This window comes from Bacillus sp. MM2020_4, from assembly GCF_011250555.1.
Taxonomy (GTDB): Bacteria; Bacillota; Bacilli; order Bacillales; family Cytobacillaceae; genus Neobacillus.
Window position 1 is genome coordinate 1 of record NZ_JAANMZ010000044.1, and the last position, 18,238, is coordinate 18,238.

Sequence of the window (18,238 nt, forward strand, 5' to 3'; positions counted from 1 at the left end):
TCACCCGTCCGCCGCTAACCAATGGGAGCAAGCTCCCAAAGATTCGCTCGACTTGCATGTATTAGGCACGCCGCCAGCGTTCGTCCTGAGCCAGGATCAAACTCTCCAAGAAAGTTGATTAGCTCATAAAATAAAACGTTGGCTTCATTTCATAAAAGAAATGAATCATTTATTGTTTGTTTACACGTCTTTGTTTGTTTAGTTTTCAAAGGACAATTTCACAGTCACTCGTAAGCGACTTAATAAATATATCACCTATGCTATTTAAAGTCAACACGTTTTTTGTTTTTCTACTATAATTATCTTAAAAACCTTTTGTGATCAAAATAAAAGAAGAAGCACACCAGGTATGCCTCTTCTTGGTCATTATTCTTCGGTCTCAGGAATGCTGCTATCTGGAGTTCCATCTACGTTGATTTCTTCTCCTTCTATCACTTCGTTTTCCTGAATTTCTTCTTCTTCTTCTTCTTTTTCAACCTTTGCAACAGTTGCGACAAATTCATTTTCGCTTTCTTTCATGCTAATCAGTTTGACACCTTGTGTGTTCCGGCCCATTTTTGAAATACCGGCGACATCAATCCGAATTAGAACACCACCAGTCGTAATGAGCATTAAATCTTCCTCACCAGTGACAGCTCTCATCGAAACAAGGTCTCCATTTTTCTCCGTTACATGGCATGTCTTTATTCCTTTACCGCCGCGTCCCTGAATGCGATATTCGGAGGCAGGTGTGCGTTTACCATAGCCATTCTTCGTTACAATTAAAACGTCACTTTCCTCTTCTAATACTTCCATGCCGACCACTTCATCATCATGGTCAAGTGTGATACCTTTAACCCCTGTTGCTGTTCGTCCCATTGACCTTACATCGGTCTCAGGGAAGTGAATCAACATACCTTTTTTCGTACCAATAATCATATGCTTGCTGCCATCAGTGAGACGGACTGAGATTAATTCATCATCCTCACGTAAACTCAACGCGATGAGACCATTATTCCGAATATTAGCAAACGAGGTTAACGGTGAACGTTTTGAAATACCCTGTTTGGTTGTAAAGAATAAGTACCAATCATCGACAAATTCTTCAACAGGTATAATAGCGTTAACCCATTCCCCTTTTTCAACTCCAAGGAGATTAATAATTGGGATTCCCTTCGCTGTACGGCTGTATTCTGGGATTTCATAGCCCTTTGCACGATAAACCTTCCCTTTATTCGTAAAGAAGAGAATCGTATCATGCGTCGATGTCGTGATTAAATGTTCGACGAAGTCATCCTCATTAGTCCCCATTCCTTGGATACCGCGGCCGCCGCGGCGTTGTGCCCGGTAAGTGGAAACTGGCAGACGCTTAATGTACCCATTATGGGTTAAAGAAATTACAATATTCTCCCGAGGGATTAAGTCTTCATCTTCGATATTTTCAATTCCGCCAGTAACGATTTCGGTACGGCGCTTATCATTAAAACGTTCTTTTATTTCTAGTAATTCTTCACGGATAATCTCAAGGATTTTCTCTTCATCAGCTAAAATTGCCTTTAATTCAGCAATTAGCTTCATGAGGTTTTGAAATTCATCCTCAATTTTCTCTCTTTCCAGTCCTGTTAAACGTTGCAAACGCATATCAAGAATGGCTTGTGCTTGTTTCTCAGATAGGCTAAACTGCGTCATTAAGCCTTCGCGGGCAATGTCTGTGGTCTGCGAGCTTCGAATAAGGGTAATGACAGCGTCTAAATTATCAAGAGCAATTCGCAAGCCCTCTAAAATATGGGCGCGTGCTTCCGCTTTCCGCAATTCAAACTCTGTTCTACGGCGAATGACTACTTGTTGATGATCTAAATAATGGACTAGACATTGTTTTAGATTCAATACCTTTGGATGGCCATTTACAAGTGCTAATGTGTTGACTCCGAAGCTGCTTTGCAGTGCCGTTTGTTTGTATAAGTTATTTAAAAGGACATTGGCATTCGCATCTTTACGAACCTCAATAACAATTCGCATTCCTTTACGATCTGACTCATCCCTTAGGTCTGTGATGCCCTCGATTTTCTTATCACGGGCTAATTCAGCAATCTTTTCAACTAATCTCGCCTTATTCACTTGATAAGGCAGTTCATTCACAATAATGACTTCTTTACCATTTGACTTTTGTTCAATTACTACTTTTGCACGAAGAGTAATCGATCCCCTGCCTGTTTCATATGCTTTGCGAATACCACTGCGGCCAAGGATTAGGCCTCCTGTTGGGAAGTCCGGGCCAGGAATAATTTCCATTAACTCCGGAATTGTAATCTCAGGGTCATGGGTAATAGCTAAAACTCCATCAATAACCTCGCCAAGCTGGTGCGGCGGAATATTTGTTGCCATTCCAACGGCAATGCCAGTTGTTCCGTTCACTAATAGATTAGGGAATCGTGCCGGCAAAACGACAGGTTCTCTTTCTTCGCCATCATAGTTGTCTTGATAATCAATTGTATCTTTGTTTAAATCCCTTAATAATTCCATTGAGATTTTTGACATTCTTGATTCTGTATAACGCATGGCTGCTGCAGAGTCACCATCTACAGAGCCAAAATTCCCATGACCATCTACAAGCATATACCTGTAGTTGAAATCCTGAGCCATCCGAACCATTGTTTCATACACTGCCGAATCACCGTGCGGGTGATATTTACCAATTACATCCCCAACGATACGGGCAGACTTTTTATAGGGTTTATCCGCATGAATTCCAAGGTCATGCATAGCGTATAAAATACGGCGATGAACCGGTTTTAGGCCATCACGAACATCTGGAAGGGCACGGGAAACGATAACACTCATCGCATAGTCAAGAAACGATGAACGCATCTCTTGGCTGATATTAATCTCTTTTATTTGAGAATTAGGTGTTTCAGACATTCTGACTACCTCCCTCCGAAAAGTTTTATATATCTAAATTCTTAACATATTGTGCATTTTCCTCAATGAAGTTTCGGCGTGGTTCTACCTTTTCCCCCATTAGCATATCAAAGGTTTCATCTGCTTCAATTGCATCTTCAAGGCTAACTTGAAGCATCGTTCTTCTCTCGGGATCCATTGTTGTCTCCCATAATTGTTCAGGATTCATCTCGCCTAAACCTTTATATCGTTGAATATTGGGCTTTGGTGCTGCTGGTAGTTCTGCAAATATCCGGTCAAGATCTTTATCATTATAGGCATACTCAATCCGTTTTCCTTGCTGGACTTTATAGAGCGGCGGCTGAGCAATATAAATATAACCGGCTTCTAAGATTTTTCTCATAAAACGGTAAAAGAACGTCAAAAGAAGCGTCCGAATGTGAGCACCATCAACATCGGCATCAGTCATAATGACAATTTTATGATAGCGTGCTTTAGAAATATCAAAATCTTCTCCGATTCCCGTTCCAATTGCTGTAATCATTGCCCTTACTTCGTTGTTAGAAAGAATCCGATCCAGACGAGCCTTTTCTACATTAAGGATTTTTCCACGAAGAGGTAAAATGGCTTGGAAATGGCGATCACGTCCTTGCTTCGCAGAGCCACCGGCAGAATCTCCCTCAACGATATACATTTCGCTTTCTGCGGGATCCTTTGAGGAACAGTCAGCTAATTTCCCAGGTAAACTCGAAACCTCTAACGCACTTTTCCGGCGTGTCAGTTCCCTAGCCTTTTTAGCTGCAAGTCTTGCCCGCGCGGCCATTAAACCCTTTTCTACGATTTTCCTGGCAACTGTAGGGTTTTCTAACAAAAATTTATCGAATGTACTGGCAAAAACGGTATCCGTAATCGCTCTGACTTCGGAATTACCTAGTTTCGTCTTTGTTTGTCCTTCGAATTGCGGGTCAGGGTGCTTGATCGAGACAATTGCCGTAATTCCTTCACGAACGTCTTCCCCAGATAAGTTTGTATCATTTTCCTTGATCAGACCATTCTTCCGGGCATAATCGTTTATAACCCTCGTTAAAGCAGTTTTAAAGCCTGATTCGTGTGTACCGCCTTCATAGGTATGGATATTATTTGCGAAAGAGTAAATGTTATCTGTGTAGCCCTCATTATATTGAAGAGCCACTTCAACACTAATACCGTCCTTTTCACCCTCCATGTAAATTGGTTCATCATGAATCACTTCTTTTGTGCGATTTAGATGCTCTACATAGGATTTAATACCGCCCTCATAGTGGTATTCATTTCGTTTATTTTCAACCCGCTTATCTTCAATCGTGATTTTAAGGCCACGGTTAAGAAAGGCCAGTTCACGGATACGTGTAGCGAGGATGTCATATTCGTATTCCAATGTTTCTGTAAAAATATCGCCATCCGGTTTAAAATGCGTAATTGTACCTGTGTGGTCTGTCGTTCCAATGACTTCTAGTTCTTTCACAACGGCGCCACGTTCAAATTTAATATAGTGGACCTTACCATCACGGTGGACATAAACCTCAAGCTCTGTGGATAAGGCATTCACAACAGAGGCACCTACGCCATGAAGTCCGCCGGAAACCTTATAGCCCCCGCCGCCAAATTTCCCGCCGGCATGAAGAACTGTCATGATGACTTCAACAGCTGGTCTGCCCATCTTTTCTTGAATATCAACCGGAATTCCCCGGCCATTATCTATTACAGTGATACTGTTATCCTTCTCAATGATGACATTAATTTCGTCACAATGGCCAGCGAGCGCCTCGTCAATACTGTTATCAACAATCTCCCAAACAAGGTGATGGAGCCCTTTACCGCTTGTCGAGCCAATATACATACCAGGTCGTTTTCGAACTGCCTCAAGTCCTTCGAGAACCTGAATTTGATCCGCACCGTATGATTCTTCTACTACTGCCTTTTGTTCCATAGTCATCCATGTTCACCGCACCTTCTGATAAAAAATAGCTCAATATTTTAGTTTTAAAAAGTATTATATAAATTCGTGTATATTCATTTGGTTTGAACGTTTTTTTAATGTTCCAGAAGCAATAGGGGATAAGTAAATTTTGTCATATGTAATAATGACTGATTTAAAGGGGTTTTTGGACAAGTTAATTAATCTGTCTTTATGGTGCGTTAAGAATTCTTCAATCAACGGAGAATGATTCGCACTCTCTTTGTCTAGTATTGAAATAATATCCTTCGCCCTTATATTAAGATCTTCCCCGATGTGAATATACATGGTTCACCTCAATTAACCTTGTTCATAGTACCGGAATCGACAAAAAACGTCGCTGCTTCCTTCAGGGTTTGATGGTCAATCCCCTCCACGCTTGTGGTAGTGACAAACGTTTGAACTTTCCCTTGTATGGTATTGAGTAAATGGGATTGTCGGTAATCATCCAATTCTGATAAAACATCATCAAGAAGTAAAATGGGATACTCGCCAATTTCATTATAAATCAATTCAATCTCAGCAAGCTTGACTGAAAGGGCAGTGGTACGCTGCTGTCCCTGTGAACCAAAGGTTTGAACATCCCTGCCGTTGACAAAAAACAATAAGTCATCACGATGGGGGCCGAACAAGGTTGTGCCACGTTCAATTTCCCTCGTTCTGACCTTGGTAAACTTTTCTTCAAAGCTTGCTATCATCTTCGACAAATCTTGTTCTTCTAATACCTCTACAGATGGTTTATAGGTGATTTCAAGCGTTTCTAAACCCCTAGATATCCCTTGATGAATCGGTATGGCCCATTTCTCAAGCAACTGAAGGAATTCAAAACGTTTTTTGACAATTTTCACGGCCATCTGAATAAACTGCTCCGTTAAAACCTCAAGCATCGTTTGATCCGTTTGTTTTTTTATCTGCAGCATTTTTAAATAATGATTACGTTGTTGCAGTATTTTTTGATATTGGCTCATATCATGTAAATAAACGGGCGATACCTGCCCGATTTCCATATCGATAAAACGTCTGCGCACCTGTGGGCTTCCCTTCACAATGTTAAGGTCCTCCGGGGCAAACATGACCACGTTCATATTTCCAACATATTGACTCAATTTTTGCTGTTCAATATGATTACATTTTGCTCGTTTTCCCTTTTTTGAAATGACTAATTCCAAGGGCAAGGAGCTATGCTGTTTTTGAACCCTGCCTTCTATTTTAGCATACTCATGGTCCCAGCGTATAAGTTCTTTATCATTAGAAGTTCGATGCGATTTAGCCAAGGCCAAAACGTAAATAGACTCCATAATATTCGTTTTCCCTTGGGCATTTTCGCCTAAGATAACATTCACTTTATTTTCAAATTGGACGAATAGCTCTTCGTAATTTCGGTAATTTTTCAATGCTAACTTTTCAATATACATAGCAACATATCCTTTAGCTAGTCGGTTATCATAAATTCCCCGAAGCCAGCAATTTGGATTTTGTCACCGGCACGAAGTTTTCTTCCTCTTCTTTGGTCCTGCTCACCATTAATAAAAATGGCATGTTCGCTTAAAAACCATTTGGCCATCCCACCTGTTTGAATCACGTCAGCCAGTTTTAAAAATTGACCTAATGTAATAAATTCAGTGTCTAGCTTTACTTTCTCAGGCACAATCGTCACCCTCATTTCTAAAAATGGTCCCAATACTTTATTTTACTAAAAAAAGCAGTAAGTTACAAAGAAAACCGGTAAGAATTATTAAAACATCGAAAAAACCGCCAAAAGAATGGCGGCGTATTTAAGTGGATTACTATTTAATAAGTTCTTACTGGCAATATTAACTGTAAAATAGTTTCATCATGCAGGGGACGTAGTAAGAATGGACGCATCGCGCCAGTAAAACTCACTTTAATATCTGTCCCTTCCAGCGCCTTTAGGGCATCCATCATATATTTCGCACTAAAGGATATCTTTACATCTTCTCCATCAATCGAACTACTTTGTATTTCCTCTACTACCTTTCCAATCTCAGGTGTATTGGAGGAAATTTCAATGACCCCACCCTCAATGATGGAAAATTTAACAACATTATTGCGCCCTTCCCGCGCCAGCAAGGAAGCACGGTCGATAGCTTGGAGGAATTCCTTCGTATTGACAGTTACATCGGTTTTACTTTCATTTGGAATTAATTTAGATGTATCAGGATAATTTCCCTCTAACAATCTTGAGAAAAATAATAAATGCTTTGCTTTAAATAAAATTTGATTTTCCGTGATCACAATATCAATTAATTCATTGGAATCATCAATAATTTTATTTAACTCATTCAAGCTTTTTCCTGGAATAACAACATTGTACATTTCGTTATTTTCCGTTTCAATTTTGGCCTTCCTTAGTGCAAGCCGATGGCTATCTGTTGCAATACAGGTTAGCTCCCCGTTCTCAATCTTCCAGTTTACACCTGTCAAGATCGGGCGTGTTTCTGAGGTGGACACTGCGAAATGTGTTTGACGAATCATTGCTTTTAATAGATCTGTTGCAATGTGAAATTTATTATTTTCCTCTATTTGCGGCAGGTGAGGGTACTCCTCGGCATCAAGGCCATTTAAATTAAACTCTGATTTCCCAGAGCGAATGACGGTTTGAAGAGAACCGAGAACTTCCATTTCAACCGAATCAGTAGGGAGCTTTTTGACAATTTCGCTGAAAAACTTCGCTTGCAGGACAATTGCTCCCGGTTGCTTGATTTCAACAATCTCATCTCCTGCTTCCTCCATTGGAATAAACGATTCAATGGAAATATCAGAGTCGCTTCCGGTTAAGGTAACTCCCTCTGCACTGGCAACAATTTTGATCCCCGTTAAGATAGGTATCGTTGTTCTTGATGTAATGGCCTTCATAACATCGTTCACACCTTGAACAAGACGATCGCGTTGAATGATAAATTTCATCGCATTATTTCCTCCCTTTGATGCATATTTTTTTAGCAGTAACATATAATATTATTTTTTAAAAAAATAGTAGAAGTACTAGTAGGGCCTGTTAGTATGTGGATAACCCTGATTTTCAATAGAAACACAGCCTATCCACATGTGGACAGACTGTGTACAGAATGGTAGAAGTTATTCACAATTTTAACATCAAAAAGGTGGTGTGAGCAGAGCTAAACCTGCCATTACAAATAGATAATCTTATCCATAGCCATTAAACGTGCAATGGCTAGACAAATGCGGCGCTCCGCCCCTTTTCCTTAAACCTTTAATATTTCATGCAGTTCCTTCATCTGCTTTTGCAGGGTTGAATCAGTTTGCAGCAGTTTAGAAATCTTTTCATGTGCATGAATAACGGTTGTATGATCACGTCCACCGAACTCCTCACCTATTTTGGGCAAAGAATAGTCGGTTAATTCACGTGATAAATACATCGCAATTTGCCGCGGAAAGGCAACCGATTTTGTCCGCTTTTTGGCCTTGAAGTCCTCAAGCTTAATACTAAAATGTTCCCCGACAGTCTTTTGAATTTCTAAGATCGTAATAACTTTTGGCTTTGAACTTGGAATAATATCCTTCAAGGCCTCAGCAGCAAGATCTGCATTAATATCTTTATTAATTAACGAAGAGTAGGCGACCACGCGGATCAACGCACCTTCAAGTTCACGAATGTTCGAATCAATTTGGTTAGCAATATAAAGCATTACCTCATTCGGTATATCTAACCCTTCCGCCTTGGCCTTTTTGCGGAGGATCGCGATTCTTGTTTCTAAATCTGGCGGGGTAATATCAGTAATTAGTCCCCATTCAAAGCGTGACCTGAGCCTGTCTTCCAGTGTAGGAATTTCCCGTGGAGGTCGGTCACTAGAGATAATAATTTGTTTGCTTTCTTCATGAAGTGCATTAAAAGTATGAAAAAATTCCTCTTGAGTTGATTCTTTTCCAGCTAAAAACTGAATATCATCAATGAGTAGGATATCGACATTTCGATATTTATTGCGGAAATTCTCCGCCTTGTTGTCACGAATTGAGTTAATAAACTCATTGGTAAATTTTTCAGATGATAAATAGACAACTTTTGCCCCTGGGTTATGATCCAAAACATAATGGCCGATGGCGTGCATTAAGTGAGTCTTCCCCAATCCTACACCACCGTATATAAATAAAGGATTGTAAGCTTTAGCCGGTGCTTCCGCTACTGCAAGTGATGCAGCATGGGCAAATCGGTTGCCTGAACCAATAACGAACGTATCAAATGTATACTTTTGATTTAGGATACCTTGCGGGAAATCCCCGTGGTCATCATCTTTTTTTATCCTTTTGGGCGGCAGCTGCAGCTCATTTTCGGCTTCTTTTTGATTTTGCGGAATAATAAATTTTACAGATAGCTCTTCCCCGGTGATTTCATATAGAATCCCGGAGATTAACTGAGAATAACGTTCTTCCAGCCAATCACGTGCAAATTCATTCGGTGCCGTGATCACAAGCAGGTCGCCTTGAAGGGAGTGGGCTTTTGTGGATTTAAGCCATGTATCAAAGCTAGGCTTACTTATCTTTTTCTCAATATTGGCTAGCGCTGCATTCCAAAGATCCGCAATATTTTCCAACTACTATCCCTCCTTTTTGTTCGTTTGGACAAATTATTTATCTAAACTAGCACTCGCATTATTTATTGTCTAACCCCAAAAAAATGTTGTCTTCATGAAGTAGTCTCTGCAATTAGATTACCTATTCGACTTAAGTTCCGTGAAAAAATAAGATTTATACTACCAGTACAACCTATTAATTTATAAATATACGAAACAGTGGTTGTGGAAAACATATAATAAGGAAATAATGTGGAGTTTCGACAATATCCACCTCTTGTGGACAAGTTTCTACAGTGTCCTTGAATAAACTATCCACACGTTATCCACAAATTGTGGATAACGTATTATTCGGGATGTAGTTATTAAGAGTGAAAACACAAATATAATATCAAATAATTGCTTAATACGCAATGCCTTTTAATCGTTTATCCACAACAACAGCATTGTGTGTATAGTAATTGTCCACAGGTAAATAACTTGTGCAAAACCTGTCAATATCTTGTGTGGATAATAGAAAAAGTGTCGAATTTTTATCCACAGATAGAAAAGCGCAAGTGCCCTGGTCAGCGGCGTATGGCCTGGAGCTAGACAATTCTCAAAGTTGAAGGTTATTTATAGAATTTCTGGAAATGCCCTAAATCATGTTCGAAAAAAATTGGAAAAGGAAACAATATGAGAAGAGGAGTTGACAATATTATACTCACGTCTTTATAATAGTTAAGACTGTCTGATTAAATTTAAACAGCTATTCCTCAGGGAGGTGTCATATAATGAAAAGAACATATCAACCAAATAAACGTAAACACAGTAAAGTTCACGGTTTCCGCAGTCGTATGAGCTCAGCAAACGGACGTAAGGTCCTAGCTCGTCGTCGTCTAAAGGGAAGAAAAGTATTATCAGCATAGACCACTGAAGCGTCAGTGGTCTTTTTTGTAAGAAAAGCGGAAGGCACCCGCCTATCGGCGTATGGACTGGAGCGCTTCGACTGAGATAAAGGAAACACGGAGAGCGCAAGCGCATCCGTGCTTGACTTATCGTAGGGAGAAGCGCGAAGTACACTAGCCGATGGTGCCTGTAGCTGGACAATTCTCAAAGTCACAAACAAAGTTTAAAGGAGTTTTTTTATGAAAAAAGAATTCCGAATTAAAAAGAATAAAGAATTCCAGGTTGCCTTTCAGAAGGGTCAATCATTCGCCAATCGCCAATTTGTGGTCTATTCATTGAAAAAAGAGGGACAAGGCTTTTTTCGGATAGGTCTGTCTGTGAGCAAAAAGATTGGGAATGCTGTTACCAGAAATAGAATTAAGCGCTATGTGCGTCAATCTATTCATGAATTGCATGATCAGGTCTTACAGGAGAATGATTACGTGATTATCGCAAGGAAGCCGACGGCGGAGATGGACTTTTTCGAGGTGAAAAAGAGTTTAACTCATGTCCTTAAGGTTGGAAAAGTACTAAAGAGAAACTAACTTTGCTAAATTAGTCATTATATAGCTGTTGTCGTGAAGACAATTGATTGGAAAAAGTGATAAACTAATTTTTAGATAATGTAAAAGGAAATTACTACATAAGGTTTAGATCCGCACTTTTTATTCTACATTTGGTAAGGGGGAATAAGTGGTTGAAGAAACGAATATTACTTTCGTTCGGCCTGCTTTCTGTGTTCTTGTTTTTAACAGGATGCAGTGAAATTAAGAAGCCGATTACTGCTGAAAGTACAGGTCTTTGGAATGAATACATCGTGTATCCGTTATCATGGGTGATTAAAGAGGGAGCAACTATCCTCTGGGGAAGCTATGGCTTAGCGCTGATTGTTGTAACTATTTTAATTCGATTGGCAATTTTGCCATTGATGATCAAGCAAACAAGAAGCTCAAAGGCCATGCAGGCGCTTCAGCCTGAAATGAAGGCACTTCGTGAGAAATATAGTTCAAAAGATCAAAAGACGCAACAAAAACTGCAGCAGGAAACAATGGCACTGTTTTCAAAGCATGGTGTCAATCCAATGGCAGGCTGTTTTCCGTTAATTGTGCAAATGCCAATTTTAATTGGTTTTTATCATGCTATTTCTAGAACAAGGGAAATTGCTCAGGATAGTTTCTTATGGTTTGACTTGGGCGAAAAGGATCCATATTTTATTTTGCCGATTATTGCCGGGGTCACAACCTTTATTCAGCAAAAGATGATGATGGCTGGCCAGCAGCAAAATCCGCAAATGGCGATGATGACCTGGATAATGCCGATTATGATTATGTTCTTTGCGTTTAGTTTCCCTGCAGCCCTTTCATTATACTGGGTTGTTGGTAATATTTTTATGATTGTGCAAACCTATTTTATTAAAGGACCGGATTTAAAGGCGAATGCTACCGGTAATGTGGGAGGAGCAAAAAAGTGAAACAGGTAACTGCTACAGGACAAACTGTCGAAGAAGCAGTAGAATCAGCTTTAGCTCAATTAAAAACCACCAAAGACCGCACAGATGTTGATATTATTGATGAAGGCAAAAAGGGGATTTTCGGAATTTTCGGTTCCCGTCCGGCTGTTGTAAAAGTAACGATGATCATCGATCCTATTGAGGAAGCAAAGAAATTTCTTATTCAAGTAAGTGAACAAATGGGTGCACCGGCAGAGATAGAGATTAAACGGGACGGCAAACAGGTTCACTTTGTGATGACAGGGGAAAAAATCGCTCTCTTAATTGGTAAACGGGGTCAAACACTTAATTCACTGCAATATTTGACCCAATTGGTGATTAATCGCTTTGCAACCCACTATTTAAATGTGATTTTGGATGCAGAGGATTACCGGAACAGACGAAGTGAAACGTTAATTCAATTAGCACATCGATTAGCCGGAAAGGCTGTCAAGTCTGGAAAAGATGTAGCATTGGAACCGATGCCTTCCTATGAGCGAAAAGTCATTCATACCGCTTTATCCGAAAATAAACGCGTCAAAACGTTTTCTGATGGAACTGAACCGCATCGTTTTATAGTCATTACACCGGTTAAAAGAGTATAGTGAAACAGCATCCTATCTGATGATAGGGTGTTTTTTTTATCTTATTTATGATTGTTGATAACTTTTAGGTTGAGATTTCACACTTTATTGTTATTCACATGTGGATAAGTTAAAATAAAAAATAGACATTTTACCCTGTGGATAGAAGTAAGATGCTTTTTTATCAGAAATTCATGTGATATTCTATTATTTTGGAGAAAAATCTTATTTTTGATATAGATGGAGTTTTTAGTTGTGAGGTGAAGAAGATGGAATTTGATACAATTGCGGCGATTTCGACTCCAATGGGAGAGGGAGCCATTGCGATTGTTCGTTTGAGTGGCGATGAGGCCATTCAAATTGCAGACAAGCTTTTTAAGAGTATCGGTGGAAAAAGGCTTACGGATGTAGCCAGTCATACGATTCACTATGGACACCTCCTCGATGCGAAAAGCGGTGTAGTGGTAGAAGAAGTAATGGTTTCAGTTATGAAGGGGCCTAAGACGTTTACCAAAGAGGATGTAGTGGAAATTAACTGCCACGGCGGAATTGTTTCCGTGAACCGCGTGCTCCAGCATGTGTTAAAAAATGGGGCAAGACTAGCAGAGCCTGGTGAGTTTACGAAACGGGCCTTTTTAAATGGCCGGATTGATTTATCACAAGCTGAAGCAGTCATGGATTTAATCAGGGCAAAGACTGATCGGGCAATGAACCTGGCGCTTGGCCAAATGGAAGGCCGTCTATCAAAGCTTGTACGCAGGCTGCGGCAAGAAATCTTAGAGGTCCTTGCCCATGTTGAAGTGAATATTGATTATCCTGAATACGATGATGTCGAAGAAATGACCCATAAGATGCTGTTAGAAAAGGCTCATTTTGTGCATGAAGAAATAAAGAAACTGCTGCAAACCTCTGAGCAAGGGAAAATTTTACGAGAAGGGCTATCGACCGCCATTGTTGGACGGCCAAATGTCGGCAAGTCCTCGTTATTAAATAGTCTTGTCCATGAAAATAAGGCCATTGTTACCGATATTCCTGGGACAACACGTGACGTGATTGAGGAATATGTCAATGTCCGCGGGGTGCCGCTCAGACTGCTAGACACGGCAGGGATTAGGGAAACAGAGGATATTGTCGAACGCATCGGAGTGGAACGTTCTCGTCAAGTGTTGAATGAGGCTGATTTAATTTTACTTGTGTTGAATTACGCCGACAAGCTGACCGCTGAGGATGAGAGCCTTTTTGAGGTTGTCAAAGGGATGGATGTCATCGTCATCGTCAATAAAACGGATCTGACGCAGCAAATTGATATGGAGCGGGTCAGAGAATTGGCGAAAGAGCATAGCTTGGTTACCACCTCATTATTGGAAGATCGCGGTATCGATGAGCTGGAAGATGCAATTGCCTCGTTATTTTTTGCAGGATCCATTGATGCTGGTGATTTAACATATGTATCCAATAGCCGTCACATTTCGTTATTAAACATGAGTCTACAGACGATTGAGGATGCAATTGAAGGGGTGGAAATGGGGACTCCGATTGACATCGTGCAAATCGATTTAACCAGGACATGGGAATTGCTGGGGGAAATCATCGGTGACAGCGTCCATGAGAGCCTAATCGATCAGTTATTTTCACAGTTCTGTTTAGGAAAATAAAAAAGCGGGTTTTTCCCGGCACAAGAGCGGATAAGATAGAAAAATAGGGGTTATTAGAGCCCTTCATGCTTAAAGTAGTGAGGAACGGGTTTTCAATAGGGCATATTGGGGCCCAATCGGTCTTGAAAAATAGGAAAAAGGTATCCAATGGGGCATATTGGAGCCCATTCCGCCTTGGTAAATAAAAAAAGAGTATCCAATAGGGCATATTGGAGCCCAAACGATCTTGGAGAATAGAAAAAAGGTATCCAATAGGGCTTATTGAAACCTTAAAATAGACCAGAAGAAGTAACGTTTCCGTCTTGATACGGAAAAGGAGGAAATACCATGCAATACGAAGCAGGTAGTTATGACGTCATTGTCGTTGGAGCAGGACATGCCGGATGTGAAGCGGGCCTTGCGGCGGCAAGACTTGGCGCAAAAACATTAATGATCACAATAAACTTAGATATGGTAGCTTTTATGCCTTGTAACCCTTCCGTGGGCGGCCCGGCAAAAGGGATCGTCGTACGTGAAATTGATGCCCTCGGTGGTGAAATGGCAAAGAATATTGATAAAACCTATATCCAAATGAGGATGCTGAACACTGGAAAGGGTCCAGCTGTCCGTGCCTTACGGGCCCAGGCCGATAAATTTGCCTATCAGCATGAAATGAAAAAGACTTTAGAAGAAGAACCAAACCTAACATTGCTCCAAGGGATGGTCGAGCAATTAATTGTGGAAGATGGAGTGGTTCAAGGGGTGATTGCGAAAACCGGCGCTATCTATCGCGCTAAAACGGTAGTCGTCACAACGGGAACTTACTTGCGCGGGGAAATTATCCTTGGCGAATTGAAATACTCAAGCGGCCCGAATAATCAGCAGCCATCGATTAGGCTGTCTGAACATTTAGAGGAACTTGGATTCGAACTGGTCCGTTTTAAAACAGGTACACCGCCAAGAGTAAATGGCAATACCATTGATTACAGTAAAACAGAAATTCAGCCTGGTGATGAAGAACCTAGAGCATTTTCGTATGAAACAACGAAATATATTACCGATCAGCTGCCATGCTGGCTCACCTATACAAATGACCGAACACATTCGTTAATTGATGCCAATTTGCATCGCTCGCCGATGTTTTCTGGCATGATCAAAGGAACAGGCCCAAGGTACTGTCCATCGATTGAAGATAAAGTTGTCCGTTTCAATGACAAGCCGCGCCATCAAATCTTCCTTGAACCGGAAGGCAGAAATACGAAGGAAGTCTATGTACAGGGACTTTCCACCAGCCTGCCTGAAGATGTCCAGCATCAAATTATTAGAACCGTTCCTGGACTGGAAAATGCCCAAATGATGCGGGCCGGTTATGCGATCGAATATGATGCGATTGTACCGACACAATTATGGCCGACTTTAGAAACAAAGGTTGTTAAAAATTTATACACTGCGGGCCAAATTAATGGAACGTCCGGGTATGAAGAAGCTGCGGGTCAAGGGTTAATGGCCGGGATCAATGCCGGACTAAACGCGCTTGACCGTGAGCAATTAGTCCTTGGACGCTCTGATGCTTATATTGGCGTGCTCATTGATGATTTAATTACAAAAGGGACAAACGAGCCCTATCGATTGTTAACCTCAAGAGCAGAATATCGCCTTCTATTGCGTCATGATAATGCCGATTTACGGTTAACTGATATGGGACATGAAATTGGCCTGATTCGTGATGATCGCTATGAAGCATTCTTGGCAAAAAGGGAAGCAATCGAAGCAGAGAGGGAAAGATTGCACTCCATTATTCTAAAGCCATCTGCTGAAGTACAGGAATTAATTCGCAGCATTGGCGGTAGTGAATTGAAAGATGGGATCCGTGCATCCGATTTACTGAAAAGACCGGAAATGACATATGAATTGCTTGAAAGTCTGACTAAGAGTGAACTTGCTTTGGATCACGATGTGAAAGAACAAGTGGAAATCCAAATTAAGTACGAGGGGTATATTGAAAAGTCACTGCAGCAAGTAGAGCGTCTGAAAAAGATGGAGGATAAGAAAGTCCCTGACAATATTGATTATGATGCCATTAATGGATTAGCTACAGAAGCGAAACAAAAGCTCAAAAAGATTAAACCGCTCTCCATTGCCCAAGCATCCCGGATTTCCGGTGTCAATCCTGCAGATATTTCGATCCTGCTTGTGTATTTAGAACAAGGCCGGGTAGCGAGAGTATCCAATGAATAATCGAGTGAGGAAGTTTTAATAGATGAATATCGAACAATTTCAATCCAGTCTTCAGGAAAAGGGAATTTCCCTAAGTGATAAGCAGCTCGACCAGTTTGAAACCTATTTTTCAACATTGGTCGAGTGGAATGAAAAAATGAATTTAACAGCGATCACGGAAAAAACAGATGTATATTTAAAACATTTTTACGACTCTATTACCGCTTCATTTTATTTTGATTTTACCAAGCCGTTTCATCTTTGTGATGTTGGGGCAGGTGCGGGCTTTCCGAGTATACCGTTAAAAATAGTCTACCCACATATCCAAGTGACAATCGTTGATTCATTAAACAAGCGAATTTCATTTTTGAATCATCTTGCTACCGTATTAGAGTTGGAAAATGTCCATTTTGTCCATGACCGTGCTGAGACGTTTGGCGTCAATCCTGCTTACCGGGAAAACTTTGATGTTGTAACAGCAAGAGCGGTGGCTAGAATGTCTGTTTTAAGTGAGTTTTGTTTACCACTTGCAAAAGTAGGGGGACATTTTATTGCGATGAAGGCCTTGCATGCGAATGATGAATTGGAAATGGGCCAAAAGGCGATTACAACACTTGGCGGTAAAGTAGAAAAGGTATACACATTTACCTTGCCAATGGAAGATAGTGAACGGAATATTTTAATTATAAAAAAAGAAAAACAGACGCCAAGGAAATACCCGCGAAAGCCAGGAACACCAGGAAAAATGCCAATCGAATAAAGAGTTATTCCTATAGCTTTTTCCCTTCGCTGCTTCCAAGAGTGAAAATCTGTATAACAATTTTTAGAGAAAAATGGTATCCTAGGCAGGAAGTATTTAGTGACATAGAGAATAAGTAATAGGGAGTTTCGTAAAGGTGGTGTTGGGGATGAAGAGTTCATTTACACGCTTTTTTGGCCTCGGCGATAAGGGAGAACAAGAGGTTGAGCTTGAAAAAGAGCTGGATATTGAACGGAACGAAGAAATAAAAAAGATTCCGATTAACCAAATTATTCCGAATCGCTTCCAGCCGCGGACGGTATTTGATGAAGACAAGATTGAAGAATTATCACGAACTATTCATATACATGGGATTATCCAGCCGATTGTTGTCCGGGAGTTTGCTGTTGATAAATATGAGATTATTGCCGGTGAGCGCCGCTGGCGTGCGATGAAAAAGCTGGGTTGGGCAGAAGCACCCGCTATTGTGAAAAATTTATCTGATACAGAAACCGCATCAGTAGCGCTTATTGAGAATTTGCAGCGCGAAGAATTGTCGCCAATTGAAGAGGCTTTTGCCTATGGCAAGCTGCTTGAATTGCACAATTTGACACAAGAGGCATTAGCGCAGCGCCTTGGGAAAGGGCAGTCGACCGTTGCCAATAAGCTTCGATTGCTTAAATTACCAGAGATTGTCCAGGATGCCTTATTGAATAAAACGATTACTGAACGCCATGCACGTGCGCTTATTCCGCTGAAAAATCCGGAGAAACAAGTGGCACTTTTGGCGGAAGTCATTGAAAAGAATTGGAATGTTAAGCAGACTGAGGAACGCGTGGTAAGAATGCTCGAACAAAAGAAAGAAAAACCAAAGCCTAAACGAAAGGCTTTTAGCAAAGATATGAGAATTGCCGTGAATACCATCCGTCAATCTTTATCCATGGTAACAGACAGCGGGATTAATTTGGATGCCGACGAAGAGGAATTTGAGGAGTTCTATCAATTTACCATCCGGATTCCTAAGAAAAAATAGTGATACAGAAAGAACCGGCACAATTGTGTTGGTTTTTTTTGTGTAAAAAAGGGAAAGATGGAATGGAATATTTTTTGAAAATAAAACAACATCCCTATTATTTCATGATAAAATAAAGGAATGGAATTTTACATTCTTCATCTATTAGGGGATAATTAAGCATATTATGTAAACATTTGATAGAATAGC

The 18,238-nt window shown here is 40.5% G+C and carries 15 protein-coding genes and 1 rRNA gene; 8 read left to right on the forward strand and 8 right to left on the reverse strand.

Features of this window, described 5'->3' with window-relative positions; genetic code table 11:
- The 8 genes from G6554_RS20390 to dnaA form a co-directional block, all read right to left on the reverse strand.
- A 16S ribosomal RNA gene (locus G6554_RS20390) occupies positions 1-112 on the reverse strand; the annotation flags it as partial.
- A gap of 254 nt (positions 113-366) precedes the next feature.
- Positions 367-2,898: a DNA gyrase subunit A gene (gene gyrA / locus G6554_RS20395; protein WP_166245247.1), complete on the reverse strand. Its 2,532-nt coding sequence runs from the start codon at positions 2,896-2,898 to the stop codon at positions 367-369.
- Between the two features lie 25 nt (positions 2,899-2,923).
- Entirely contained in the window at positions 2,924-4,846 is a 1,923-nt protein-coding gene (gyrB, locus tag G6554_RS20400) for a DNA topoisomerase (ATP-hydrolyzing) subunit B (RefSeq protein ID WP_166245303.1), read from the reverse strand.
- Positions 4,847-4,909: 63 nt separating this feature from the next.
- Positions 4,910-5,161: an extracellular matrix regulator RemB gene (remB, locus tag G6554_RS20405; RefSeq protein WP_166245249.1), complete on the reverse strand. Its 252-nt coding sequence runs from the start codon at positions 5,159-5,161 to the stop codon at positions 4,910-4,912.
- An 8-nt stretch (positions 5,162-5,169) separates the two neighbouring features.
- Positions 5,170-6,288: a DNA replication/repair protein RecF gene (gene recF, locus G6554_RS20410; RefSeq protein WP_166245250.1), complete on the reverse strand. Its 1,119-nt coding sequence runs from the start codon at positions 6,286-6,288 to the stop codon at positions 5,170-5,172.
- Between the two features lie 17 nt (positions 6,289-6,305).
- Positions 6,306-6,521: a S4 domain-containing protein YaaA gene (gene yaaA, locus G6554_RS20415; protein ID WP_166245252.1), complete on the reverse strand. Its 216-nt coding sequence runs from the start codon at positions 6,519-6,521 to the stop codon at positions 6,306-6,308.
- 143 nt (positions 6,522-6,664) lie between these two features.
- On the reverse strand, positions 6,665-7,801 hold the full coding sequence (gene dnaN / locus G6554_RS20420) for a DNA polymerase III subunit beta (RefSeq protein WP_166245254.1): 1,137 nt from the start codon (positions 7,799-7,801) through the stop codon (positions 6,665-6,667).
- 299 nt (positions 7,802-8,100) lie between these two features.
- A complete protein-coding gene (dnaA, locus tag G6554_RS20425; RefSeq protein ID WP_166245256.1) occupies positions 8,101-9,447 on the reverse strand; it encodes a chromosomal replication initiator protein DnaA in 1,347 nt (448 codons plus the stop codon).
- Positions 9,448-10,199: 752 nt separating this feature from the next.
- Here dnaA and rpmH point away from each other — a divergent pair.
- The 8 genes from rpmH to noc all read left to right on the forward strand — a co-directional run bounded on the left by rpmH (position 10,200) and on the right by noc (position 18,049).
- Complete coding sequence (gene rpmH / locus G6554_RS20430; protein WP_007084526.1) at positions 10,200-10,334, forward strand: 50S ribosomal protein L34; 135 nt, start codon at positions 10,200-10,202, stop codon at positions 10,332-10,334.
- A 219-nt stretch (positions 10,335-10,553) separates the two neighbouring features.
- On the forward strand, positions 10,554-10,898 hold the full coding sequence (gene rnpA, locus G6554_RS20435; RefSeq protein ID WP_166245258.1) for a ribonuclease P protein component: 345 nt from the start codon (positions 10,554-10,556) through the stop codon (positions 10,896-10,898).
- Between the two features lie 152 nt (positions 10,899-11,050).
- The gene (spoIIIJ, locus tag G6554_RS20440; protein ID WP_166245260.1) at positions 11,051-11,824 is read left to right on the forward strand and encodes a YidC family membrane integrase SpoIIIJ; all 774 of its coding nucleotides are present in this window, start codon (positions 11,051-11,053) and stop codon (positions 11,822-11,824) included.
- Positions 11,821-12,447: an RNA-binding cell elongation regulator Jag/EloR gene (gene jag, locus G6554_RS20445; protein ID WP_166245262.1), complete on the forward strand. Its 627-nt coding sequence runs from the start codon at positions 11,821-11,823 to the stop codon at positions 12,445-12,447. Before spoIIIJ ends, jag begins: the two co-directional genes overlap by 4 nt.
- Positions 12,448-12,695: 248 nt before the next feature.
- Positions 12,696-14,081, forward strand: a complete 1,386-nt coding sequence (gene mnmE / locus G6554_RS20450) for a tRNA uridine-5-carboxymethylaminomethyl(34) synthesis GTPase MnmE (protein WP_166245264.1) — start codon at positions 12,696-12,698, stop codon at positions 14,079-14,081.
- 327 nt (positions 14,082-14,408) lie between these two features.
- Positions 14,409-16,298, forward strand: a complete 1,890-nt coding sequence (gene mnmG / locus G6554_RS20455; protein ID WP_166245266.1) for a tRNA uridine-5-carboxymethylaminomethyl(34) synthesis enzyme MnmG — start codon at positions 14,409-14,411, stop codon at positions 16,296-16,298.
- A gap of 22 nt (positions 16,299-16,320) precedes the next feature.
- The gene (rsmG, locus tag G6554_RS20460; protein ID WP_166245268.1) at positions 16,321-17,037 is read left to right on the forward strand and encodes a 16S rRNA (guanine(527)-N(7))-methyltransferase RsmG; all 717 of its coding nucleotides are present in this window, start codon (positions 16,321-16,323) and stop codon (positions 17,035-17,037) included.
- Between the two features lie 148 nt (positions 17,038-17,185).
- Positions 17,186-18,049 carry a nucleoid occlusion protein gene (gene noc / locus G6554_RS20465; protein ID WP_166245270.1) on the forward strand — a complete coding sequence of 288 codons (864 nt, stop codon included), beginning with the start codon at positions 17,186-17,188 and terminating at the stop codon, positions 18,047-18,049.
- The last annotated feature ends 189 nt before the right edge of the window (positions 18,050-18,238 follow it).